General features: G+C 71.8%; 23 protein-coding genes and 1 pseudogene. 16 read left to right on the forward strand and 8 right to left on the reverse strand.

Annotation, left to right across the window (positions count from 1 at the left end; all coding sequences use genetic code 11):
• Nucleotides 1-19 precede the first annotated feature (19 nt).
• Nucleotides 20-805: a helix-turn-helix domain-containing protein gene (locus AC2XR2_RS05220; protein ID WP_491514412.1), complete on the reverse strand. Its 786-nt coding sequence runs from the start codon at nt 803-805 to the stop codon at nt 20-22.
• Between the two features lie 70 nt (nt 806-875).
• Between AC2XR2_RS05220 and AC2XR2_RS05225 the strand changes: the two genes are divergently transcribed.
• The 5 genes and pseudogenes from AC2XR2_RS05225 to AC2XR2_RS05245 form a co-directional block, all read left to right on the forward strand.
• Complete coding sequence (locus AC2XR2_RS05225; RefSeq protein ID WP_491514413.1) at nt 876-1697, forward strand: phytanoyl-CoA dioxygenase family protein; 822 nt, start codon at nt 876-878, stop codon at nt 1695-1697.
• Nucleotides 1694-1993 (forward strand): hypothetical protein, encoded by a 300-nt coding sequence (locus AC2XR2_RS05230; RefSeq protein ID WP_381304118.1) that lies wholly within the window; start codon nt 1694-1696, stop codon nt 1991-1993. The genes AC2XR2_RS05225 and AC2XR2_RS05230 overlap by 4 nt, the downstream gene beginning before the upstream one ends.
• A 90-nt stretch (nt 1994-2083) precedes the next feature.
• Nucleotides 2084-3841, forward strand: a complete 1758-nt coding sequence (locus tag AC2XR2_RS05235; protein WP_491514414.1) for a SpoIIE family protein phosphatase — start codon at nt 2084-2086, stop codon at nt 3839-3841.
• Nucleotides 3842-4058: 217 nt separating this feature from the next.
• Nucleotides 4059-4433 (forward strand): roadblock/LC7 domain-containing protein, encoded by a 375-nt coding sequence (locus AC2XR2_RS05240; protein WP_174269059.1) that lies wholly within the window; start codon nt 4059-4061, stop codon nt 4431-4433.
• A 153-nt stretch (nt 4434-4586) separates the two neighbouring features.
• Nucleotides 4587-4931, forward strand: a pseudogene (locus AC2XR2_RS05245) (ArsR/SmtB family transcription factor); the annotation flags it as partial.
• Between the two features lie 274 nt (nt 4932-5205).
• Here the strand turns inward: AC2XR2_RS05245 and AC2XR2_RS05250 are convergent.
• From AC2XR2_RS05250 to AC2XR2_RS05260, 3 genes are read right to left on the reverse strand one after another with little or no spacing between them, the layout of a single operon-like run.
• Nucleotides 5206-5784 (reverse strand): hypothetical protein, encoded by a 579-nt coding sequence (locus AC2XR2_RS05250; protein WP_491514415.1) that lies wholly within the window; start codon nt 5782-5784, stop codon nt 5206-5208.
• Entirely contained in the window at nt 5781-7241 is a 1461-nt protein-coding gene (locus tag AC2XR2_RS05255) for an ATP-binding protein (RefSeq protein ID WP_491514416.1), read from the reverse strand. The genes AC2XR2_RS05250 and AC2XR2_RS05255 overlap by 4 nt, the downstream gene beginning before the upstream one ends.
• Complete coding sequence (locus AC2XR2_RS05260) at nt 7238-7933, reverse strand: response regulator (protein ID WP_381304110.1); 696 nt, start codon at nt 7931-7933, stop codon at nt 7238-7240. The genes AC2XR2_RS05255 and AC2XR2_RS05260 overlap by 4 nt, the downstream gene beginning before the upstream one ends.
• A 154-nt stretch (nt 7934-8087) precedes the next feature.
• On the opposite strand from AC2XR2_RS05260, the gene AC2XR2_RS05265 reads away from it, so the two are divergent.
• From AC2XR2_RS05265 to AC2XR2_RS05280, 4 genes are all read left to right on the forward strand, one after another.
• Nucleotides 8088-8879: a DUF3152 domain-containing protein gene (locus AC2XR2_RS05265; RefSeq protein WP_491514417.1), complete on the forward strand. Its 792-nt coding sequence runs from the start codon at nt 8088-8090 to the stop codon at nt 8877-8879.
• A gap of 64 nt (nt 8880-8943) precedes the next feature.
• Nucleotides 8944-12297, forward strand: coding sequence for a S8 family peptidase (locus AC2XR2_RS05270; protein ID WP_491514418.1), 3354 nt, complete (start codon nt 8944-8946; stop codon nt 12295-12297).
• A gap of 185 nt (nt 12298-12482) precedes the next feature.
• Complete coding sequence (locus tag AC2XR2_RS05275) at nt 12483-13373, forward strand: S1 family peptidase (RefSeq protein WP_381304104.1); 891 nt, start codon at nt 12483-12485, stop codon at nt 13371-13373.
• A 114-nt stretch (nt 13374-13487) separates the two neighbouring features.
• Nucleotides 13488-13973, forward strand: a complete 486-nt coding sequence (locus tag AC2XR2_RS05280; RefSeq protein ID WP_491514419.1) for an NUDIX hydrolase — start codon at nt 13488-13490, stop codon at nt 13971-13973.
• Here AC2XR2_RS05280 and AC2XR2_RS05285 read toward each other — a convergent pair.
• The gene (locus AC2XR2_RS05285) at nt 13930-14370 is read right to left on the reverse strand and encodes a hypothetical protein (protein WP_491514420.1); all 441 of its coding nucleotides are present in this window, start codon (nt 14368-14370) and stop codon (nt 13930-13932) included. The genes AC2XR2_RS05280 and AC2XR2_RS05285 overlap by 44 nt on opposite strands.
• Before the next feature lie 159 nt (nt 14371-14529).
• Complete coding sequence (locus AC2XR2_RS05290; RefSeq protein ID WP_330268538.1) at nt 14530-14952, reverse strand: secondary thiamine-phosphate synthase enzyme YjbQ; 423 nt, start codon at nt 14950-14952, stop codon at nt 14530-14532.
• Nucleotides 14953-15074: 122 nt separating this feature from the next.
• Here AC2XR2_RS05290 and AC2XR2_RS05295 point away from each other — a divergent pair, with 122 nt between their 5' ends.
• The 6 genes from AC2XR2_RS05295 (at nt 15075) to AC2XR2_RS05320 (ending at nt 20432) form a co-directional block, all read left to right on the forward strand.
• Entirely contained in the window at nt 15075-15158 is an 84-nt protein-coding gene (locus AC2XR2_RS05295) for a putative leader peptide (protein ID WP_350495123.1), read from the forward strand.
• A gap of 159 nt (nt 15159-15317) precedes the next feature.
• A complete protein-coding gene (locus AC2XR2_RS05300) occupies nt 15318-16244 on the forward strand; it encodes an ABC transporter permease (RefSeq protein WP_381304096.1) in 927 nt (308 codons plus the stop codon).
• The gene (locus AC2XR2_RS05305; RefSeq protein WP_381304094.1) at nt 16217-17080 is read left to right on the forward strand and encodes an ABC transporter ATP-binding protein; all 864 of its coding nucleotides are present in this window, start codon (nt 16217-16219) and stop codon (nt 17078-17080) included. The genes AC2XR2_RS05300 and AC2XR2_RS05305 overlap by 28 nt, the downstream gene beginning before the upstream one ends.
• Before the next feature lie 41 nt (nt 17081-17121).
• Nucleotides 17122-18147 (forward strand): ABC transporter substrate-binding protein, encoded by a 1026-nt coding sequence (locus AC2XR2_RS05310; protein ID WP_491514421.1) that lies wholly within the window; start codon nt 17122-17124, stop codon nt 18145-18147.
• A 1-nt stretch (nt 18148) separates the two neighbouring features.
• Nucleotides 18149-19306 carry an LLM class flavin-dependent oxidoreductase gene (locus AC2XR2_RS05315; protein ID WP_491514422.1) on the forward strand — a complete coding sequence of 386 codons (1158 nt, stop codon included), beginning with the start codon at nt 18149-18151 and terminating at the stop codon, nt 19304-19306.
• Nucleotides 19307-19355: 49 nt separating this feature from the next.
• Nucleotides 19356-20432: an NAD(P)-binding domain-containing protein gene (locus tag AC2XR2_RS05320; protein ID WP_491514423.1), complete on the forward strand. Its 1077-nt coding sequence runs from the start codon at nt 19356-19358 to the stop codon at nt 20430-20432.
• Nucleotides 20433-20454: 22 nt separating this feature from the next.
• Here AC2XR2_RS05320 and mltG read toward each other — a convergent pair whose 3' ends face one another.
• Nucleotides 20455-21306, reverse strand: a complete 852-nt coding sequence (gene mltG / locus AC2XR2_RS05325; protein ID WP_381304086.1) for an endolytic transglycosylase MltG — start codon at nt 21304-21306, stop codon at nt 20455-20457.
• Between the two features lie 43 nt (nt 21307-21349).
• Entirely contained in the window at nt 21350-23161 is a 1812-nt protein-coding gene (locus tag AC2XR2_RS05330) for an ABC transporter ATP-binding protein (protein WP_491514424.1), read from the reverse strand.
• A gap of 94 nt (nt 23162-23255) precedes the next feature.
• Between AC2XR2_RS05330 and AC2XR2_RS05335 the strand changes: the two genes are divergently transcribed.
• On the forward strand, nt 23256-23693 hold the full coding sequence (locus AC2XR2_RS05335) for a MarR family winged helix-turn-helix transcriptional regulator (protein ID WP_491514425.1): 438 nt from the start codon (nt 23256-23258) through the stop codon (nt 23691-23693).
• Nucleotides 23694-23735: the final 42 nt, after the last annotated feature.

The raw sequence follows: 23735 nt of genomic DNA on the forward strand, positions 1-23735 counted from the left end.
GGCCGGTTCCGGCACCGGCCTAGGAGAGGCGCTGTCCGTTCCGCACCGCGCGCGGCGACGCCCCCAGCTCCTTGCGGCACGCCTTGTTGAACGCCTGGAGGTCGGGGATGCCGACCGTGGCCGCGATCGCCGGGATGGCCAGCGTCGAGGCGACCAGCAGATGCCGGGCCCGGTCCATGCGGCGGCGCCGGATGTAGGCGACCACCGTGAGGCCGGTGTCCTCGCGGAACAGCCGGGTCAGGTGGGTGTGCGAGACGCCCGCGGCGCGGGCGATGCCGGGGACGGTCAGGGGGCCGGCCAGGTGCTCCTCGACATGGGCGACGGCCGTGCGCAGGGCGGGGTGCCGGGCGCCGGGGCGGCTTTCGGCAGCCGTCAGGCCGGTGGTGCGCCACAGCACGGTCCACAGCTCGGCGGCGGCCCGGTTCTTCGACTGCGCGTTCGCCGCGACCGTCTGCCGCAGCAGTCCGCTCAGCACTCCCGCCTCGGCGCCGGCGTCCTGCATCACCGGGACCCGGCGCCGCTCGCCCTCGCCGGGCAGCCGGAAGTGGGCGTACAGGTGCTCGCAGCGCGCGCTGTCGTAGTGGAAGTGGACCTCCGTGTCCGGCGGGACGAGGCTCACATGGCCGGGGCGAATGGGGTGCCGGGAGCCGCCGAGACCGAGGGTGCCGGAGTAGCCGTAGAGATGGAGCTGCCACAGCCGAGGCAGCCGGAACACCTCGTGCGGGCCCGCGAAACCGTGCACGCCGACGCCCGCGTTCTCCACCTGGGGCGGCAGCTCCAGGGCCAGGTCGACATGGGTGGTCATGGTGGAAAATTACCAGTGGTCGCCGAATACAGCCCACGACGTGAGCGGTCCCGGTTCCTACGGTTGCCGTATGTCAACCACACCACAGCTGCTGAACTCCGCCCAGGTGGCGCGTTTCGTGGCCCAGGGCTTCCTGCGCCTGGACGGCGTCGTGCCCGCGGAGATGAACGCGGAGGCGCTCGAGGTCTTCGCCGCCGGGCTGCCCTCCGTGCCGTACGGCACGCCCGTACCGAAGGCGTTCCCCGAGGGCTCCCTCGCTCGTCGGCTCGTCGAACTGCCCGCCGTGGCGGGTGCGTTGGAGAGCCTGGTGGGTCCGGGTCCGGAGGTCGACCACCACGCCCTGCACATCCGCGAGCCGCGTGAGGGCAGCGCGCAGCCGCTGCACGCGGACGCCCTGATCGATCTGCGGCCGGACGCGTTCGACGTCCAGCTCATGTACTACCCGCAGGAGGTCACCGCGGACATGGGCGGCACGCTCGTGGTCCCCGGCACCCATCTGCGCCGGGTCAACGAGTCCGACACCGGCCGCTACCAGAACCTGCGCGGCCAGACCCGGCTGACCTGCCCGGCCGGCACGGTGATGCTGCTGCACCACGGGATCTGGCACGGCGGGCGGCGCAACGACAGCGACACCGTCCGCCACATGTACAAGATCCGCTTCAACCCGACCGTGCCGCAGGTGCGGCTGTGGGACACCGCGGACCTGGACGCGCCGGCCGTCCGCGAGGAGCTGGCGCGCTCCTTCCCCTGGTGCGAGCAGGCCACCGCCCGGCTGGAGATCCTCAACCGGGTCCGGCTGTGGCGCACCCTGTCCGGCGACCCCGACTTCGACATCGACCACTGGGCCACCCGCATCGACAACCGTCCCGCCGCCCTGAGGAGCACCGCGTGACTCTCCCGAACACCGTGCGTCAGCAGGTTCTCGTCCTGTACCTGGACACCTCCGCGCTCGACTCGTGGGTCAGGGGCTGGGCCCGGTACGACGGCACCGGCGCCACCCGCCCCACCACCGGGGACAGCGACGAGCCGCCGTATGAGACGGGGGTCGCGGCCCTCCAGGACGGCTGGCGGCTCTTCCAGGCCTCACAGCTGGTGCCGCCGTATCCGGGGGCGGAACACGAGACGTCGTTCCTCAAGCACGAGTTCTTCTTCGAGCGGCTGGTCGACGGGGCGGAGGGCGCGGGATGAGATTCAGCTCATAGCTTCGACGGCGCAAATGTGGTCCAATACGCCATAAGTATGACGAAACGGACTCCGCCTTTCGAGGACTCACACCAGATGACCCACCCCCGTCTGTCCGCCGGTGCCGCGCCCTTCCTCCCCTCGGAGACCGTCCGGGCGCTGTCGGAGGCGGCCCGGACCGCGGGCACGGGGCAGGCGCTGGACGAGTTGTGGACGGCCCGCCGGTTCCTGGACGGGACACCGGCGGCGGTCGCCGTCCTGGACACCGACCTGCGCTATCTGTACCTGAACCACACCCTGGCGGAGTTCAACGGACTGCCCGTCGAGGACCACCTCGGGCGTCCCATGCCGGAGGTGATCCCGGGCTCCGGGTCCTCGGCGGAGGTGGCCCGCGAGGTGATCCGCACCGGCCGTCCGCAGACCGTCGTGTTCGACGGCCGGGTGCCCGTCGACCCGGTCGACGCTCCGCGCTGGTGGCTCGGCGCGTTCCACCGGCTCGAGGGCGAGGACGGCCAGGTCCTCGGGGTCGCCGCGGTCGTCATGGAGGTCACCGAGGGCATCCGGCAGCGGGAGTCGCTGCGGCGGGCCCAGGAGCGCCTCGAGCTGCTGGAGGAGACCGCGACCCGGGTCGGCAGCACGCTGGACGCGGCCGAGGCCTGCCGGGCGCTGACCGATCTGCTGGTGCCGAGGTTCGCCGACTACGCCGCCGTGGACGTCCTCGACCCGGAGGGCACGCGCAGGGCCCCGGCCACACCGGTGCCGGTGCGGCTGCGGCGCATGGCGGTGGCGGCCGCACCCGGCACGCCCGGGCCGCTCACCCCCATGACGAGGAGCGGCGAGGTGATCTTCCACCAGGCCAGTTCCTCGATGACCCAGGTGCTGACCGGCCACAAGCCCATGGTGCTCAACCGGCCCGACGACGACACCGTGCGCCTGCTCGCCCCGACCCGGCAGCGGCTGGAGCGCTACCGGGCCCTGGAGCTGCACTCCGTGGCCTATCTGCCGCTCATGGCCGGCGGTGAGCCCGTGGGTGCCGTCATCGTCGGCCGCAGGGCGGACTCCCCCGAGTTCACGGAGGAGGACGTCGAGCTGCTGGAGCTGCTGACCGGGCGGGCCGCGACGGGCATCGGCCACGCCCTGCGCTACACCCATGAACACGAGACCGCGCTGGAGATGCAGCGCGCCTTCCTGGCGACCCCGCACACCCCGGGGCCCGGTGTGGAGATCGCCAGCCGTTATCTGCCCGCCGGGCGCGGCGCGGAGGTCGGCGGGGACTGGTTCGACGCCGTCGCCCTGCCCTCCGGACGCACCCTGCTCGTGGTCGGCGACGTCATGGGGCACGGGGTGCGGGCCGCCGCGGCGATGAGCGAGTACCGCTCACTGCTGCGCGCGCTGGCCCTCCAGGGGCTCGACCCCGACCGGCTGCTCACCGAGGCGGACCGCACGGCCCACGTGCTCGACCTGGACCGGGTCGCCACCTGTGTGCTGGCCCTGCTGGACCCCGTCGCCGGGCACGCGGTCCTGGCGACGGCCGGTCATGTCCCGCCCCTGCTGGTCCGGCCGGATGCCGCCCCCGAGCTCGCGGACCTCCCCGTCGGCCCGCCGCTGGGCACCGGCTCCGGCGGGTACGAGAGCCGGCACTGCCCGCTGCCGCCGGGCTCCCTGGTGCTCGCCTACACCGACGGGCTGGTGGAGCGGCGGGGCGAGGACATAGACCTCGGTCTCGCCGCGCTCACCGCCCTGCCCATCGCCTCCGGGCACCCCCTGCCGGACATCCTCACCACCGTCCTCGACCGGCTGGCCCCGGCCAGCTCGGAGGACGACGTGACCTTGCTGGCGGCCCGCACCCACTGAGCACCCGGGCTGCCCGTCGGCGTCATCTTCGGCCCCCTGAAGGCCAGTTGTGGCCCGGAAGGCGGTCTCGTCGCGTCGGTGTTCAGTCGGTGTTCAGTCAACGGGGTGCAGTCCCGAAGACCCCGCCCGGTGCCGTGGCGACGCGCATACAGTCCACAGATCCGGCGGACGGACCCGGCACGGGCCCGCCGCGACCCACAGGCACAAGGGAGGCACCGTGGCGAGTGTGGAAGTGTCGCTGAAGGAGATGATGGCCGGGACGGAAGGGGCCATGGCGGCCGCGGTCGTCGACTACACCAGCGGGATGGCGCTGGGCACCCTGGGCGGGGGCAAGGACCTGGACACGACGGTCGCGGCGGCCGGCAACACCGACGTCATCCGGGCCAAGGTACGCACCATGGAACAGCTGGGCCTCAAGAGCAACATCGAGGACATCCTCATCACGCTCGAGCACCAGTACCACCTCATCCGTCTGGTGACCGGCCGCAACGGCAACGGGCTGTTCCTGTATCTGGTCCTCGACAAGGCCCGCTCGAACCTGGCGATGGCGCGCCACCAACTCAAGCGCGTGGAAGAGCAGTTGGAGGTCTAGATCCGCTTCGGTCGGGGCCGCCGCGCGCCCACGATGTGAAGACTTCTGCAAGTCGCCACATCCACATGAGTCCAATCCGCGGCCGCCCGGCGTCCCCGACCAGCAGGATCGGCACCGACGACCCCGTACCGTCCGGCAGGGAGCGAGCGCCCCATGCAGGTCCCCCTCTACCAGGCCAAGGCGGACTTCTTCCGCATGCTCGGCCACCCGGTGCGCATCCGCGTCCTGGAGCTGCTCCAGCACGGGCCGGTGCCCGTCCGCGACCTGCTCGCCGACATCGACATCGAGCCGTCCAGCCTCTCCCAACAGCTGGCCGTCCTCAGGCGGTCCGGCATCGTGGTCTCCATCCGGGAGGGTTCCACGGTGAGTTACGCACTGGCCGGCGGTGACGTCGCCGAACTCCTGCGCGCCGCCCGCCGCATCCTCACCGAACTCCTCGCCGGCCAGAACCAGCTACTCACCCAACTCCAGCAGGCCGACACCGCGGCAGCCCCGGCGGGGGGTCAGGTGGCATCCCCGGCGGGGGGCTCAGCGGCTGCCCCGGCAGGAGGCTCGGTGTCGTCCCAGGCGGGCCGTACCGCGGCATCCCCGGCGGGGGGCACGGTGGCATCTCCGGCGGGGGGCTCCGCGGCTGCCCTGGCAGGAGGCTCAGCGGCGTCCCCGGGGGGCCGCACCGCGGCATCCCCAGCGACAAGCGCCGCAACCTCCCCGGCGAGAAGCCCCGCGCCCGCCCCCGCGACAAGCCCCGCGGCAGCCCCCGCGGGCAGTCTCCTCACCGGTCGGGGCAGTTCTCGTCCGAGCCGCTGACCCGCCATCCTCCACCGCCGGTCACCTCGGCGGTGAGCGGGGCGTCGGAGGGGTGGTTGAGGCGGTACGCGGCGGCGGCCGTGCACACCAGTTGCCGTACACCGATGTCGCTCAACGCGTCCATGCCCGCGAGCAGTTGGATGGTCATCGAGTCGCCGCGCACGGCCACCAGAGGGGTCCCGGCCGCGTCGGAACCGTCCGACGGGGGGCTCCCGGGCGCGTCGGAGGCCGCCGACGGGACCGCCAGGGCGGTCGGCAGGGCAGGCACCTCGGTGGAGAGGCGGCCGGTGCTCCCCTCCCCGGCCAGCGGCCCGGCCATCAGCAGCCGCAGCGCCTCGGCGGGGTCGCCCGGCCGCTCGGTGTTGCGTGGCATCGGGACGAGTCGGCCGTTCTCGACGAAGTAGACCGGCGTGAGCGGCAGGATCCCGCTCGCGGGACCGCCCGCCTCCACCACCCCGGTCGCGGGGATCCCGCAGGAGGTGAGCGCCAGCAGTGCCAGCAGTGCCAGCAGTGCCAGCAACGGGACGCGGTGCAGGGCCTTCATGACCGGTACTCCTCGGTCGACTCCTCCCGCCGCAGCGGAAGTTCCACGGTGAACACGGCGCCGCCCGCCGGGTGGCCGGCGGCGCGCACGGTACCGCCGTGGAGGCGGACGTTCTCGGCGGTGATGGACAGGCCGAGGCCGCTGCCCTCGGAGCGGATCCGGGCGCTGTCGGACTTGTAGAACCGCTCGAAGACATGGGGCAGGACGTCGGGCGGGATGCCGGGCCCACTGTCCCGGACCTCGATGACAGCCACCGTGTCGTCCCCGCTCAGGCGCACCCGCACCGGACGGGCGCCGTGCTTGAGGGCGTTGCCGACCAGGTTGGCGACGACCACGTCGACGCGGCGCGGGTCGACCCGTGCGCGGACCGCGTGCGGCGGGGGCAGTTCGGTCTCCACGGTGTCCGTCCAGCCGCGGGCGGCGAGGGTGCGCCGGATCGACTCGGCGAGGTCGATCTCGTCCAGGTGCAGCACCGCGGCGCCCGCGTCGAAGCGGGAGATCTCCATCAAGTCGTCCACGAGACGGGCGAGTTTGACGGTCTCCTCGCTGATCAGCCGGACCGCGGTGGCGGTGTCCGGGTCCAGTCGGGCGGCGTCCTCGTCGAGGACGTCGGTGACCGCGGACATCGCGGCGAGCGGGGTGCGCAGTTCGTGCGAGACGTCGGCGGCGAAACGGCGGGCCCGGGCCTCCATCTCGCGCAGCTCGGCCACCGACGTCTCCAGTGCGGCGGCCGTCTCGTTGAACGTGTGGGACAGATCGGCGAGTTCGTCGGAGCCGTTGACCGCGAGCCGGGTGTCCAGGCGCCCCTCGGCGATCCGGCGGGTGGCGTGCCGCAGCTTCCGCACCGGGACCAGCACCCCGCGCGCGGCGAGGAGGGCGAGCACCACGGCGAGCGCCAGGGCGGCCACCATGGCCCGCTCGGCGGCGGTCACCAGGGCGTCGACGTAGGCCTGTTCCGTGGTCTGCGGGACGACCAGGAAGACCCGGACCCCGGTGGCCGTGTCGTCGACGCCCTGGCCGCCGAAGAGGATCGACATGCCGACGACGAGGGAGGTGCGTCCGTCGTGGCGCACCCGCTGGAAGACGGTGGCCCGGCTGGAGGCGACGGCCTCGCGCAGGGCGGGCGTCACCTCGGTGAAGGGGTCGCCGGCGACGGAGGAGCCGGTCAGGTCCCCGTACGTCACCAGGACCCGCCAGCTGCCCTGCGACTCGGTGGCCGCCGTGTCCCGCGCGAACTTCCGCAGCGCCGACTGCTCGGGGGGCAGGGCGAGTTCGGCGGCGTGCTGGTTGAGCTGGGCCCGCAGTTGCCTGATGGTGGCGTCCTGGCTCTGCTGGAGCACTCCGGTGCGGGCCTCCCGGAAGGTGAGGGCACCCGTCGTGACGGCCGCGACGGCGGCGACCAGCCCGAAGGCCACCACCAGGCGGGCCCGGAGGCCGCGCAGCCGGCGCGTTCTCACGGCGCCGCGAATCGGTAGCCGAAGCCGCGCACGGTGTGGATGTAGCGGGGTGCGCGGGGCGGCTCGGACATCTTGGTGCGCAGGCGCTTGACGCAGGCGTCCACCAGGCGGGCGTCCCCGTGGTAGTCGTGCTCCCAGACCGCCTCCAGGAGTTGCTGACGGCTGAACACCTGGCCCGGCGAGGCGGTCAGGGTGAGCAGGAGTCGCAGCTCGGAGGGGGCGAGGGCGATCGGCTCGCCGTGCAGCACGACGGTCAGACCGGCGCGGTCGACGGCCAGTTCGCCGTAGGTGTCGATCTTCGGCAGGCCCTCGGCTCCCGGCGCGGCCCCGGCCGCCCGGCGCAGCACGGCACGTATGCGCGCGTCGAGCACCCGGGCCAGGACGGGTTTGACGACGTAGTCGTCGGCGCCGGCCTCCAGGCCGACAACGATGTCCACTTCGTCACCCCGGGCGGTCGCCATGATGATCGGCAGGGTCGGGTCGAGGGTCCGTACGGTGCGGCACACCTCCAGGCCGGTCATGCCGGGCAGCATCAGATCGAGGACGACGATGTCGGGCCGGAAGGACCGCAGCCGGTCCAGCCCCTCCTCGCCGGTCGCGGCGGCGGCGACCTCATGTCCCTGTCTGCGCAGGGCCAGAGCGACGCCCTCCCGGACGGCGGGGTCGTCTTCGATCAGCAGTACACGTGACATGCGCACAGTATCCACATCGGCATGACCATGAGGAGGGTTATCGTTTCGTTACCTTCCGGGCCAGGTCCGATCACATGGCGATCACATCGTGAACGCCGTGACAGCGCACAAACGAAACCCCGGCGGCCGTCGCCGGAAGCGCTCCGCTCGGAGCGTGAGGAGCCAACTGACCGGCGGACTCGCCGCGTTGGCGGTCTGCGCGGCCGTCGGTGGCGCGGTGGTGGCGTGGCTGCCGTCCGACGCGAAGCGGCCGTCCACGGCGGCCACGCCTTCCGGGAGTCCTGCGCCCGGGCCTGCCGAGACCCCGGCGCCGCCGCGGACCAGTGAGCCGCCGGAGCCGGACAAGTCCAGCCCGCCGCCCGGCCCTTCCACGACCCCGCTCCCCCGGAGCGGCCCGGGGACCTTCGTCACCGCGCCCGGCGAGAGCGGGAAGGTCGGCAAGGGCACGCCCCTGCGCTACCGGGTCGAGGTGGAGAAGGGCATCGCGATCTCCCCGAAGGACGTGGCCGAGCAGGTGGAGCGGACCCTGGCCGACCCACGCGGCTGGACGGCCGACGGCCACTCGGCGTTCCAGCGGGTGGCCGACGGCCCGACCGACTTCCGCATCCGCCTCGCCACCCCGGCGACCGTGGACAAGTTCTGCGCCGAGGGCGGCCTCGACACCGGCGGCAAGGTCAACTGCAGCGTCAACCGCAACGTGATGGTCAACCTCAGACGCTGGGTCCTGGCCACCGAGTTCTACACCAAGGACGTCGTCGGGTACCGCTCGCTGATCATCAACCACGAAGTCGGCCACTTCCTCGGCCACGGCCATGTCACCTGCCGCGGCGAGGGGCAGCCGGCCCCGGCGATGATGCAGCAGATCAAGGGCCTGCTCGGCTGCGTCCCCAATGTCTGGCCGTACGACAGCGACGGCCGCCCGATCACGGGCCCCGCCGTCCCGTGATGCCTTGATCCTTCAACGAACTGGAGTTCAGATGGAGTTACGCGTACGCCACAGACACGCGGCCATGGCCGCGGGAGTGGCTTCCGCGAGCCTGGTCCTCGCCGGGCTTCCGGCCGGTGCGGGAGCCGTCGGCGAGGTGCCGGCGAAGAGCGCCCGCACGGCCTCGGCGGTGAAGACCGTCACCCTCGTCACCGGCGACCGGGTCCTGGTGGACGCCACCGGGCAGGTGTCCGGGGTGCGGCGGGCGGCGGGCCGGGCGGGCATGCCGTTCTCGGTCCGGGTCGTCGCCGGGCACACCCGGGTCGTTCCCGGTGACGCCCAACTGCTGTTGGCCCAGGGCAAGTTGGATCCGCGCCTGTTCGACGTCACCCAGCTGGTCGAGGACGGTTACGACGACGCGGGCCGCTCCGACCTGCCGCTGATCGTCACGTTCCGCGGCAAGAAGGCCCCTGCCACGAGCCCGTTCACCGAGGCCGGGGCGCGGATGGGCCGACAGCTGCCGGTCGTCAACGGCAGGGCGATGCGCTCCGCGAAGAAGCGCGGCGCCGGGTTCTGGAAGGCGGTGACCCACAACTCCACCGCGGGGACGGCGCAGTTCACCGCCGCGGCCGGCGTGGAGAGGCTGTGGCTCGACGGCAAGCGTGAAGCCTCGCTCGACCGCAGCGTCCCGCAGATCGGCGCACCGACCGCCTGGGCGGCCGGCTTCGACGGCACCGGCACCAAGGTCGCCGTCCTGGACACGGGTATCGACACCGGCCACCCCGACCTCGCCGGCAAGGTGGCCGCGGAGCAGGACTTCAGCGGCACCGGCAGCCCCGGCGACAAGTTCGGCCACGGCACCCATGTGGCGTCCACGGTGGCGGGCAGCGGCGCGAAGTCGGGCGGGAAGTACAAGGGCGTCGCGCCGGGCGCCCGGCTCCTGAACGGCAAGGTGCTCGACGACTGGGGCGAGGGCTCCGACTCCGGGATCATCGCCGGCATGGAGTGGGCGGTGGCGCAGGGCGCGGACGTCGTCAACCTCAGCCTCGGCGGCACCGACCTGCCCGGCATCGACCCGTTGGAGGAGACCGTCAACCGGCTCTCCGCCGAGTCCGACACCCTCTTCGTCATCGCGGCCGGCAACGAGGGGTCCGGCGAGCGGACCGTCGGCTCGCCCGGCAGCGCCGCGTCCGCGCTCACCGTGGGCGCGGTCGACAAGTCCGACGTCCTGGCCGACTTCTCCAGCCGCGGTCCGCGCGTCGGCGACAGCGGGGTCAAGCCCGACCTGACCGCGCCGGGCGTCGCCATCACGGCCGCGTCCGCCGCCGGCAGCGTCCTGGCCGAGCACTACCCCTCGGGCATCCCCGGCTATCTCACGATCGACGGCACCTCCATGGCCACCCCACATGTAGCGGGTGCCGCGGCGATCCTCGCCCAGCAGCACCCCGACTGGAGCGGCGAGCGCATCAAGGCGGTGCTGACCGGCTCCACGAAGCCCGGCGCGTACAGCTCCTTCCAGCAGGGCACCGGACGGGTCGACCTGGTCCGCGCCCTGAAGGAGAACGTCGTCACCGAGCAGGGCCCGCTCGACTTCGGCGTCCAGCAGTGGCCGCACGACGACGACAAGGCGCGGACCAAGCAGCTCACCTACCGCAATCTCGGTACCGAGCCGGTCACCCTCGACCTGGCGGTGGACGCGTACGGGGTGGACCGGAAGCCCGCCGCCGAGGGCATGTTCACCGTCTCCCCGCAGCGGCTCACCGTCCCGGCGGGCGGCGAGGCGAGCGCCGAGGTGACGGCGGACACCCGAGCGGGCGGCACCGACGGCAGCTTCGGCGGCTCGGTGTCGGCCACGTCCGCGGACGGCACGGTGCAGGTGCGGTCCGCCGTGGGCGTGGAGCGCGAGGTGGAGTCGTACAGCCTGACCCTCAGGCACACCGACGAGGACGGCAAGGCGACCGGCGACGCGGTGACCTCCGTAGCGGATCTGTACGGCAGCTTCTACGCCGACTACGCCGACGAGCAGGACGGCGAGCTGACGGTCCGGCTGCCCAAGGCCGACTACCTCCTCACCGGGGTGATCCACCCCTCGACCGCCTCCGCCGAGCACGCCGTGCTGGTGCAGCCCAGGCTGACCCTGGACAAGGACACGACCGTCGAGGTCGACGCCCGGCAGGCGAAGCCGGTGGACATCACCGTGCCGGACCCGGCGGCCGTCAACAACGACGCCTCGGTCACGGTCGAGTACGGGCGGGGCGAGGGACGTGACGACGCCCATCTCGAGTTCCTGATGCCCAGCTTCGAGGGCTCCCGGTTCGGGCGGCTCGGCCCGGACGACTCGGTGACGGGACTGACCTCCCTGTTCTCGGGCGGCTGGACCGGCGAGGACAAGGACGGCAGGCCGGTCAACTACCACCTGGGCTGGTACCGGGAGGACAGTCTGGACGGCTTCACCGCGAACGTCGCGCGCAAGCAGCTGGCCAAGGTGAACCTGGAGGTGGGTGAGCCGCTCGACGGCCGGCGCGTCCAGGCCCAGGTGACCCCGCACCTGCCCGACGGCAGCCTGGTGAGCAACTACACCGACATGCGCGGCGACCTGCCGTACCGGAGCACCGAGTACATCCTCGACAACGGCGTGAAGTGGTCGGCGCGCACCTGGCAGCGGTTCGGGGAGGGCGAGGAGGCGGTCTTCGAGGGCTTCCAGATGCGGATGCCGAGGGTTTGGAAGGCCGGCCGCACCTACGACGAGCGGTTCGCCGTCGGAGTCTTCGGGCCGGTCCTGAACGGCCCCGACGACCTCGGACCGGGCAGGGGCTACCCGGGCGTCGGCCGCGACGGGAACACCCTGAGGGTCTTCCTGCCGTTGTTCGGCGACGGCTCCGGACACTGGGGGCTCAGCAACCCGACCTCGGTGACGTCCCGGCTGGAGGCGAACGGCAAGGAGATCGCCGACGACTACGGCATCCAGCCGACCACCGACCCGACGGAGTACACGCTGCCCGCCGAGGACACCGCGTACCGGCTGACGGTGGACAACTCCCGTGACCCGGCCGTGTATCCGGTCAGCACCCGGGTCCACGCGGAGTGGACCTTCCGCTCGGCGAAGACCCCCGGGGGCGAGTTCGCGGCGGTGCCGCTGTCCACGGTCCGCTTCAGCCCGAAGCTGACGCCGGCGAGCACCGCGAAGGCGGGCAAGCGCTTCGAGGTGCCCTTCACCGTCGAAGGCGCGGCGGCCGGACAGCGCCCGGCGAAGCTGGCCTTCCAGGTGTCGTACGACGACGGGAGGACCTGGCGGTCCGCCCAGACCGTCGGCGGCAGCCACCTCTCACTGAGGCACCCGGCGAAGGCGGGCTCCGTCTCGCTGCGCGCGGAGCTGACCGACCGGGCGGGCAACACCCTGACCCAGACGATCGAGAGGGCCTACCTGATCACCGAGTAACGGCATGCACCTGCCGGTGCCCGGGACGGCCGCATCGCCGTTCCGGGCACCGGCGTTTCCCGACGACCACGGGGGAGCGAAGCGCGGCCGAAGGCGCCCTACCCGGGCCGGGCGTGGGCGGGGACACTGAGGCGTTGGGCACCGGCGCGGTCCCGTCCACCGTCCGTCCTCGGGAGGCTTCCGTGATGAGAGCTCGCCGTACCGGCTTCAGACGACCGCGGCTGATCGCCTCGATGGCCGGCCTGCTCGTGGCGTCCGCGCTCGCGATGTCCGACGCGGGTGCGGCGACAGCGGTACCCGCGGCCGCCACCGCGCCCTCCGCCACCTCGGTCGCCGGCGCGGCCACCGCCGTCGAGTCCCTCGCGGTCGCCGGGACGAGCTGGGCCGTCGACGAAGGCACCGGAAAACTACGGGTGTTCGCGGACTCCACGGTCTCGGCGGCGGACCTGGCCAGGGTCCGGCGGGCCACCGCGGGCGCCGCGACCCTCGAACGGCTCGACGGCCGGCTGCGCACCCTCCTCTCGGGCGGCGACGGCATCTACACGGCCGGGTGGCGCTGCTCGGCCGGGGTCAATGTGCAGAGCGGATCCACCTACTACTTCGTGACCGCAGGCCACTGCACCGAGGGCGCGTCCACCTGGTACACCGGCTCCGCCATGACGACGGCGATCGGACCCACCGTCGGCACGAGCTTCCCGAGCAATGACTACGGCGTCGTGCGGTACTCCAACCCGGCCGTCCCGCACCCCGGCACGGTCGGAACCGTCGACATCACCGGCACCGCGACGCCCCGCGTCGGCCAGAGCGTCTGCCGCCGGGGTTCCACCACCGGCGTCCGCTGCGGTGTGGTCACCGGACTGAACGCGACCGTCAACTACGGGGGCGGAGACGTCGTCTCCGGGCTCATCCAGACCAACATCTGCGCGGAGCCCGGCGACAGCGGCGGCCCCCTCTACGCCGGCGACAAGGTCGTCGGGATCCTCTCCGGCGGCTCCGGGAACTGCACCACCGGAGGGACCACCTACTACCAGCCGATCCAGGAGGTACTGAACGCCTACGGGCTCTCCGTCTACTGAACCCTCAACTCCCGCGCTCCGGGCACGCGTTGCCGCCCGGAGCAGTCCCGCCCGTCCAAGGCACAGCCGTCGACGGCGGACGGCTCCCGGGACGGACCGTCGTAGGGTTTGCCGATGCCTCCCCTGAACCTGCGTCATGCGGTCCGCGCGATTGTCCTGGACGAGGAGAACCGGATCCTGCTGTGCAGGTTCGCCCTTCCGGAGAGGGTCGTCTGGGCCCCTCCCGGAGGAGGCGTCGAGCCCGGCGAGACACCTCACGCGGCGCTGCGCCGCGAGCTGCGTGAGGAGACCGGACTGGTGCTGGACGGGACGCCGCCGCAGGTGTGGCATCGGAGGGTCGTCGATCCCGGCCATGTGAACGGGTACGACGGCACGGTCCAGGACTACTTCCTCGTCCGCACCGCTGCCTTCCGGCCGAACGGCGCCCTGTCGGGTGAGGAGCTGGCGGCCGAGAACATCGCGGGGTTCCGCTGGTGGCGGCCGTCGGAGCTCACCGGCTACCAGGGGCCGGATCTCTTCGGACCGCGTGATCTCGCGGGCCTCCTCACCGGGTTGATCAGGGACGGAGTCCCCGACGAGCCGCTGGAGCTGGGGCTGTGAGGCCGGTTCGGTGCGGCGCCGGGTGACCACCCGGGTGAGGCAGGGCCCACCGCGCTCGCCGCACCGCCCCTAGCGATCCGTCCAGCCGCGACTCAGAGCCGGCCGGCGCCGGCCAGGCGCCGGTGGTGAGGATGTTCGGCCGGTGGCGGGGGTCGCGGGCGTGACCGCGGTGCCAGGCGGCCCAGTTGAGGAACCGGTCGACGGCGGGGGCGTCCCAGCGCCCGCCGTCCCGTGCGGTGAGCCGGTGGCGCCGTACTTCGTCGGCGACGTCGACCAGGCACAGCGCGATGCCGTCCAGCAGCGGCGCGGAGGGCGCGGCCAGCACCTCCCCCAGCGGTGACTGACCGGTCAGCAGGAGGTCGAGTCCACGGTCCTGGTACTCCAGCGCACGCCGCACCCAGTGCTCGGTCGCGCGGTGCCGCCGGCGGACGTCGGCATCCGCCGTGAAGTCTCCGTCGGCGTGGACGACCCGTACGGCGCGAGAGTTCTTGAGGTAGGGGCCTATCCGATTGCCCCTCTCACATCCGAGGTAAGCGCGGCCCTGCCTATCCCTCGCTCACCCCAAGAAACTCAGCCGCACCTTGCGGTGGGCATTGTCGACGTTGGTGTCCACCAGGCACACCGACTGCCAAGTCCCGAGCTCCAGGCGGCCGTTGAGCACCGGCAGGGTCGCGTGAGGCGGGACGAGGGCGGGGAGGACGTGGTCGCGGCCGTGGCCGGGGCTGCCGTGGCGGTGCTGCCAGCGGTCGTCGGCGGGCAGGAGGGTGTGGAGGGCGGCGAGGAGGTCGTCGTCGCTGCCGGCGCCCGTCTCGATGACGGCGACCCCGGCCGTGGCGTGCGGGACGAAGACGTTGAGGAGGCCGTCACGGCCGGCGGCCGCCTCCCGCAGGAAGGCCTCGCAGTCGCCGGTGAGGTCGACGATCCGCTCGGACGAACCGGAGGACACGTTCAGGACTCGGGTGGTGAAAGCGTCTGACATGCCCCCATCCTCACCCCTGCGGCCGGATTCACTCCTCATCCCCTGCCCATCCCTCGGTACGACAGGTCCACTCCGCGAGACACCGTTGACCGTGGTCACGCCGACTGGCTAGTTTCTGGCGCATGTTGCGTTCCGTCCTGCTCACCACGCGCGGTCACATCGACCTGCTGCGGGTGGCCTCCGCCGCGTGTCGCCGCGGCTGCTGACGCCTTCGCACCCCCTCCCCACGCCTGCGCTCCGCCCTACCCGCACGTCGAGTCCGCGCTGATCTCCGATCGTTGACGCACGGCTGACGCGGCGGCGCCCGGCCGTCTTCCCCCACGCCGTCCCACCTCATCGGCCGCTTTCCCTCCGTGGAGCTCCTCATGAGCATCAGCCATGCCCCGCCCGGCTCTCCAGAACCCGATATTTCGGAAATAGCCCCCACCGAACCCGCTCGCTTCGAAGCCGCCGCTACCGACGCAACCGCCACCGGCACGGGCACCCCCGTCGACCTCGAACCCATCGTCCCGGCCTCCTCCCGCCGCACCCGCGTCCCCCGCTGGCTGCGCCGCACCACCGGCCCCGTCCTGCTGCTCGCGCTGTGGCAACTCCTCAGCGCCACCGGCGTGTTGACCGCCGACGTGCTCGCCTCACCCGGTCGGATCGCCCAGGTGGCGGGCGATCTGATCGCCGACGGCTCGCTGGCCTCCGCGATGACGACCTCGCTCCAGCGGGTCGCGGGCGGGCTGCTGTTCGGCGCCCTCATCGGCACCGGACTCGCCCTCGTATCGGGCCTGTTCAGGGTCGGCGAGGACATCGTGGACGCCCCGGTCCAGATGCTGCGGACCGTGCCGTTCGTCGGCCTGATCCCGCTGTTCATCATCTGGTTCGGCATCGGCGAGGCACCCAAGATCGCCATCATCACGCTGGGCGTGACCTTCCCGCTCTACCTCAACGTCTACGCCGGCATCCGGGGCGTGGACTCGCAGCTGATCGAGGCCGGGGAGTCCCTCGGACTCTCGCGCTGGGGACTCGTCCGGCATGTCATCCTTCCGGGCGCGCTGCCCGGCGCGATGACCGGTCTGCGCTACTCGCTCGGCATCGCCTGGCTGGCGCTCGTCTTCGCCGAACAGGTCAACGCGGACTCCGGCATCGGCTTCCTGATGGTGCAGGCGCGGGACTTCCTGCGCACCGACGTCATCGTGGTCTGCCTGATCGTCTACGCCTTCCTCGGCCTGCTGGCCGACTTCATCGTCCGCTCCCTCGAAAGGCTGCTGCTGCAATGGCGACCGACGTTCACCGGCCGGTGATCCCCCAGGAGTCCGAGGTCGTGAAGGCTTCCGGAGCCACCGCGGCTGCCGAAGCCACCGAGCCCGCCCACGCGTCCGGAACCACCGGAGTTACCGACACTCCCGGCGCCACCCCGGTCCCCCGCCCCTCCCCGGCCGTCCGGGTCGAAGGGCTGACCCGTTCCTTCGACGGACGTGCCGTCATAGACGACCTCCGACTGGACGTCCGTCAGGGCGAGTTCGTGGCCCTGCTCGGCCGCAGCGGCTGCGGCAAGTCCACCCTGCTGAGGATCCTCGCCGGGCTCGACCGGGACATCGAGGGCACCGTCCTGGTCCCGCGCCGCAAGGCCGTCGCCTTCCAGGCGCCCCGGCTGATGCCGTGGAAGAAGGTGTGGCGCAACGTCCTGCTCGGTCTGCCCGGCAAGCCCGCCCGCCCCGTCGCCGACCAGGCTCTGGAGGAGGTCGGACTCGGTCACCGCAGTGACGCCTGGCCCAAGACCCTCTCCGGCGGTGAGGCCCAACGCGCCTCCCTGGCACGGGCATTGGTGCGCGAGCCCGATCTCCTGCTGCTGGACGAGCCGTTCGGTGCCCTCGACGCGCTCACCCGGATCAAGGCACAGCGCCTGGTGGGCGAGTTGTGGCAGCGCCGCGGCTGCGCGGTGCTGCTGGTGACGCACGACGTCGAGGAGGCCGTCCTGCTCGCCGACCGGGTCCTCGTGATGGACGACGGCGTCATCGCGCACGAGCAGCAGATAGACCTCGACCGGCCGCGCGACATCACCGATCCCCGGTTCGCGGAGCTCCGCGGACAGCTCCTGGAACGTCTCGGCGTCGACACCGCCGCCGAAGCCGCCTGAACTCCCCCCGCCCCCAGCCAAGTTCCACAGAACGGACTCCCATGCGACGTCGCCTCGTCCCCGCCGCACTGCTCCTCCCCTTCGCCCTCCTGCTCACCGCCTGCGGTGGCGACGCCTCCGCCGGAACGGGTTCCGACACCGACGGCAAGGGCTCGCTCACCCTCAACGTCGGTGACCAGAAGGGCGGTTCGGAGGCCATCCTGCGCGCTGCCGGGGAGCTCAAGAACCTCGACTACAAGATCAAGTGGTCCACCTTCACCTCCGGCCCGCCGCTCCTGGAGGCCGTCAACGCCAAGGCCGTCGACATCGGCGGGGTCGGCAACACCCCGCCCGTGTTCGCGGCCGGCGCCGACTCGAAGATCACGGTGGTGGCGGCCTGGCACGGCACGTCCAAGGGCGACGCCGTTCTCGTACCGAACGACTCGAAGTTGACCGACCCCGCGCAGCTCAAGGGCAAGTCCGTTGCCGTGGCCCAGGGTTCGTCCGCGAACTACCAACTGGTCGCCTCTCTGAAGAAGGCCGGGCTCAGCCTGAGCGATGTGAAGGTCAAGTACCTCCAGCCGGCCGACGCGCTGGCCGCGTTCACCTCCGGCAAGGTCGACGCGTGGGCGGTGTGGGACCCGTACACCTCGCAGATCCTCCAGGCCGGGCAGGGGCGGGTGCTGACCACTGGTGAGGGGGTCACCAACGGCCTGACCTTCCAGGTGGCTTCGCCGGGCGCGCTGAGGGACCCGAAGAAGGTCGCCGCGGTCAAGGACTACCTGGAGCGGCTGCGGCGCGCCTACAAGTGGGTCTACTCCCACGAGTCGGAGTGGGCGAAGGTCTGGGCGAAGGAGACGGGGCTGCCCGAGGACGTGGCACTCGCTGCCGTGAAGCGGACGTACACCACCCGGGTCGCCGTCGCGGTCGACCAACAGCTGATCGCTTCGGAGCAGGAGATCGCCGACACCTTCACCCAGTTGAAGCTGATCCCGCGCAAGGTCGACTTCGGCGACTTCACGGACACGCAGTTCAACGGCGGTCTCCCGGCGTCGACCACCGCGCCGCGCCCCTCGGAGACGGACTGACATGACCGTACGACTGCACTGGTTCCTGCCCACCGGCGGTGACGGGCGCACCCTCGTGGACCGGCACGCCTACGGCCCGAACAACACCGGCTCCCAGAACGCCGGACAGGTGCGGGGGATCCGCCCGCCGGACCTCGAGTACCTCGCGCAGATCACCAAGGCCGCCGAGCACCTGGGCTTCGAGGCGGTGCTCACCCCGACCGGCACCTGGTGCGAGGACGCCTGGCTGACCACCATGGCCCTCGCCGAGCACACCGAACGGCTGAAGTTCCTAGTGGCGTTCCGGCCGGGGCTGATCTCGCCGACGCTGGCCGCGCAGATGGCGTCGACCTACCAACGCCTCACCCGGGGGCGGCTGTTGCTCAATGTCGTCACCGGTGGCGACTCGGCCGAGCAACGGCGTTTCGGGGACCGGCTCGACCACGACCGGCGCTATGCCCGTACGGACGAGTTCCTGTCGGTGGTCAGGGGGGTGTGGCGGGGACAGCCGTACGACTTCGAAGGCGTCCACTACCAGGTCGAGGGCGGGCTGACCGCACTGCCGCCGGACCCGTTGCCGCAGGTGTTCTTCGGCGGGTCCTCCCCGGCGGCCGGACCGGTCGCGGCGCGGCACGCGGATGTGTATCTGACCTGGGGCGAGCCGCCCGCACAGGTCAAGGAGAAGATCGACTGGATCCGCTCGCTGGCCGTGCGGGAGGGGCGTGAGGTCCGTTTCGGGATCCGGCTGCACACGATCTCGCGCGACTCCTCCGCCGAGGCCTGGGCGACCGCGAACCGGCTGCTCGACGACCTCGACCCGGACACGATCGCGGCGGCGCAGGCGGCTCTGGGGCGCAGCGAGTCCGTGGGGCAGCAGCGGATGCTGGCCCTGCACGGCGGCTCCCGCGCCGAGTTGGAGATCCACCCGAACCTGTGGGCGGGTGTCGGGCTCGTCCGGGGCGGGGCCGGGACGGCGCTCGTCGGCAATCACGCCGAGGTCGCCGATCTGATCGAGGAGTACCACGCGCTGGGCGTCGAGCACTTCGTGCTCTCCGGATATCCGCATCTGGAGGAGGCGTACTGGTTCGGCGAGGGCGTGATCCCGGAGCTGGCGGCGCGCGGGCTGGTCGAGGGGGGTGCGCGGACCGGGGCGCCGATCCTGGTGGCCGGCGGACGCTGATCACACCGGCGCAGGGAAGATCCGGCCCGCCGCCACCGTTAGTAGAAAGGTGAACAACACGCGCGAGGTCGAGGTCGTCGTCATAGGTGCTGGTCAGGCGGGTCTGTCCAGCACCTATCACCTGCGCCGCACCGGTTTCGAGCCGGAGCGCGACTTCGTGGTGCTGGACCACTCCCCCGCGCCCGGCGGCGCCTGGCAGTTCCGGTGGCCGTCGCTGACGTACGGCAAGGTGCACGGCATGCACGCCCTGCCGGGCATGGAGCTCACGGACGCCGATCCTGCGCGACCGTCGTCGCAGGTGATCGCCGAGTACTTCGCCGCGTACGAGCGCGCCTTCGACCTTCGGGTACGACGCCCTGTCGACGTCCGTGCCGTGCGCGAGGGCGTCGACGGGCGGCTGCTGGTCGAGACCTCGGAGGGCACATGGTCGACGCGGGCGCTGATCAACGCCACCGGCACCTGGGACCGGCCGTTCTGGCCGCGCTATCCGGGCCAGGAGACCTTCCGTGGGCGGCAGTTGCACACCGCGCAGTACCCGGGCCCCGAGGCGTTCGCCGGGCTGCGGGTGGTCGTGGTGGGCGGGGGCGCGTCCGGTACCCAGCACCTCATGGAGCTCGCCCCGTTCGCGGCGGCGACCACGTGGGTGACCCGGCGGGAGCCGGTGTTCCGCGAGGGTCCCTTCACCGAGGACGTCGGCCGGGAGGCCGTGGCGCTCGTCGAGGAGCGGGTGCGCCAGGGGCTGCCGCCGAAGAGCGTGGTGTCGGTGACCGGGCTCCCGCTCAACGACGCCGTACGGCAGGCCCTCGCGGACGGCGTCCTGGACCGGCGGCCCATGTTCGACCGGATCACTCCGGACGGCGTGGAGTGGGACGACGGGCGGCGCGTCGACGCCGACGTCATCCTGTGGGCGACCGGCTTCCGGGCCGCCATCGACCACCTGGCCCCGCTGAAGCTGCGCGAGCCCGGCGGTGGCATCCGGGTCGAGGGCACCCGCGCGGTCGCCGATCCCCGGATCCATCTCGTCGGCTACGGCCCCTCGGCGAGCACCATCGGCGCCAACCGCGCGGGCCGCGCGGCTGTACGGGACATCAGGCGACTTCTGGCCGACGAGCCGGTGGCCGCCTGACGCCCCTGACATCCCGTCAAGTTCAGCCCGCCTTGGCCGCGTTCTTCTGATTCTTGTTGAACTCGGCCACGTTGCGCCGGTGTTCCTCGTAGTCGGCGGTGAAGCGGGTGTCGCCCGGCTTCACCGTGACGAAGTACAGCCAGTCGCCCGTCGCCGGGGCGATCGCGGCGCGCATCGCGTCCTCGCCCGGGTTGTCGATCGGGGTCGGCGGCAGGCCCATGCGCTGATACGAGTTGTAAGGGCTGTCGATCCGCAGGTCGGCGCCGGTCGTCTTCAACGTGGAGCGGTTCAGGGCGTAGTTGATGGTGGAGTCCATCTGCAGCGGCATCCCGCGCTCCAGCCGGTTGAAGATGACCCGGGCGACCTTCGCCATGTCGGACTTGGTCGCCGCCTCGGCCTGGACAATGCTCGCGATGGTGACGGCCTGGTAGACGTTCATCGCGTTGCGCTGGGCGCCGGCCGCGATCGGGGCGCCGTTGAACTTCTTGTTGGCGGTGTCGACCATGAACGAGAGCAGCGCCTCGGGCGTCGTCTTCCTGCCGTTGCGCTCCAGCGGGTACGTCGCCGGGAAGAGGTAGCCCTCCGGATTGCCCTCCGCGTCGTTCGGCAGCTTGAGCTGCGCCTTGGCCAGGGACCTCTTGGCGGTCCCCGGGGGCTGGGCGAGAGCCTTGTCGACGGCGTCGTAGACCTGCCCGGCCCGCCAGCCCTCCGGGATGAGCAGGGTGGTGGGCTCCTTCGCGCTCTCGCCGCTGTCGAGCGTCAGCAGCGGCACCGCCACGGCGGTGCCGGCCACGACGGCCCCGGTCGCGATGAGGACGAGACGCCCCCGGCGCGTCAGTCGGATCGTGCTCCGTGGCGGAGTGTTCTGGTACATGCGGGCACGGTAACCCGCATATCACCCCAAACCCGGCATATTTTCAGTTTGTCGGTTCCAGTTGGGCATCTCGGCGTACGAGCGCCGCGTACCGCCCGTCCTGCTCCAGGAGTTCCTCGTGCGTGCCGCGCTCGGCCACCCGGCCGGAGTCGAGGACCACGATCTGGTCGGCATCGCGAACGGTGGACAGCCGGTGGGCGATGGTGAGCGTGGTGCGGTTGGCGGAGAGCGCGTCGATGGCCTCCTGCACGGCGTGCTCGGTACGGGTGTCCAGGGCGCTGGTCGCCTCGTCCAGGATGAGGACGGGCGGGTCCCGCAGAATGGTCCGCGCGATGGCGAGGCGCTGCTTCTCGCCGCCCGAGAAGCGGTGACCGCGTTCACCCACGACCGTCTCGTAGCCGTCGGGCAGGGACGCGATGTGGTCGTGGATCTGCGCCGCCCGCGCCGCCTGCTCGATCTCCTCGTCGGTCGCGTCCGGCTTGGCGAAGCGCAGGTTGTCGGCGACCGAGGCGTGGAAGAGGTACGTCTCCTGCGAGACGACCCCGATGGCCCGTGCGAGGGTGTCGAAGTCCAGGTCTCGGACGTCGACCCCGTCGAGGGTGACCCGGCCGCCGGTCACGTCGTAGAGCCGCGGGACGAGGTAGCCGAGCGTGGACTTGCCGGCGCCGGTCGAGCCGACGAGCGCGAGGCTGCTGCCGGCGGGGACGTCGATGTCGATGCCGGCGAGCACGGGGCCCCGCCGGTCGTCCTCGGCGTCGTAGCGGAACTCCACGTTCTCCAGTCGGACCTCGCCCTTGACGCGATCGAGGTGGACCGGGTCCTCCCGCTCGGTGATGTCGATCGGCAGGTCGAGGTACTCGAAGATGCGCTGGAAAAGCGCGAGCGAGGTCTGGATCTGGACGCCGGTCGACAGCAGGCTGACGGCCGGGCGGAACAGGCCCTGCTGGAGCGAGACGAAGGCGACGATGGTGCCGATGGAGATGTCGGGGCCGCCGGTCTGGAGGGCGATGCCCGCGGTCCAGTAGATGACGGCGGGCATCGCGGACATGACGATCCCGATGACGGCCATGCGCCAGCGGCCCGCCATGTTCGAGCGCACCTCGAGGTCCACCAAGCTCTCGGACTCGTCGGCGAAGGACCGGGTCAGCGAGTCGGAGCGGCCCATCGTGCGGCCGAGCAGGATGCCGCTGACGGAGAGCGACTCGGTGACGGTCGCGGCCATCGCGGCCATCTGCTTCTGGCGCTGGGTGGTGATCTTCTTGCGTTCGTTGCCGACCCGGCGGCTGATCCACACGAAGACCGGGAGCAGCAGCAGCGAGACGGCGGTCAGCCGCCAGTCGAGGGCGATCATCGCGACGATCGTGGCGACGACACTGGTCAGGTTGGAGACCAGCGAGGTGGCGGTCGAGGTGACGGTGGCCTGCATGCCGCCGATGTCGTTGGCGATGCGGGACTGCACCTCGCCGGTACGGGTGCGGGTGAAGAAGGCGAGCGACATGCGCTGGAGGCGGCCGTAGACCGCGGTGCGCAGGTCGTGCATGACGCGCTGGCCGACCGTGGTGGAGATGAGGGTCTGACCGACGCCGAAGACGCCGGTGAGGACGGCGCTCAGGATCATGCCCAGCGCCAGCAGGCTGAGCAGTCCGGTGCGGCCCTGGGGGATGGCCACGTCCAGCGTTTCCTTGAGCAGGAACGGGGTGGCGACGGTGACCAGGGAGGAGGCGCCGACCAGCAGGCCGACGACGGCGAGCCTGGCGCGGTAGGGCTTGAAGAGCCGGAGGATGCGGCGCACCTGCCGGGGCTGGTCGGTCGAGGTGCCGGGCGTGGGGGTCCAGTCGATGTGATCGCGGGGCATGGTCTCCTGCGGAAGGTGAGATGAAGAGGACTGACGGAGCCTAGCTCATTGTTACCTATGCTCACAATGAACTAGGTCCTGATATTGTTCCCGCATGACCACGCCAGATTCCGACGGTCTGCTCGCGGAGCAGTTGCTCAGGCTGACGCGCCGGGTGTTCCGCATCCAGAAGCGCCTGCTGCACGAGCGCGCTCTCGGCGTGACTCCGGCCCAGTCCCGGCTGCTGCGCACCCTCGCGCACTGGGACACGCCACCGCGGATGGCCGACCTCGCGGAGCGGCTGGAGGTGGTGCCGCGCGCGGTGACCACGCTGGTCGACGGGCTCGAGGCGAGCGGCAAGGTGCGACGGGTGCCGGATCGGGCCAACCGGCGGGTGATCCGCATCGAGCTGACGGACGACGGGGTGAAGGCCCTTCAGGAACTCCACGCCGTGCGCAGGGCGGCCGCGGAGGAGATTCTCGCTCCACTGACGGACGAGCAGCGTCGGGCGCTGGGGGGACTGCTGGACACGTTGGTGGACTGGCAGCACTGAGACGTGGACCGGCAGGTCTGAGACGTGGAGTGGCAGCACTGA

The sequence above is a fragment of the Streptomyces sp. LS-MS-L19 genome (assembly GCF_058382285.1).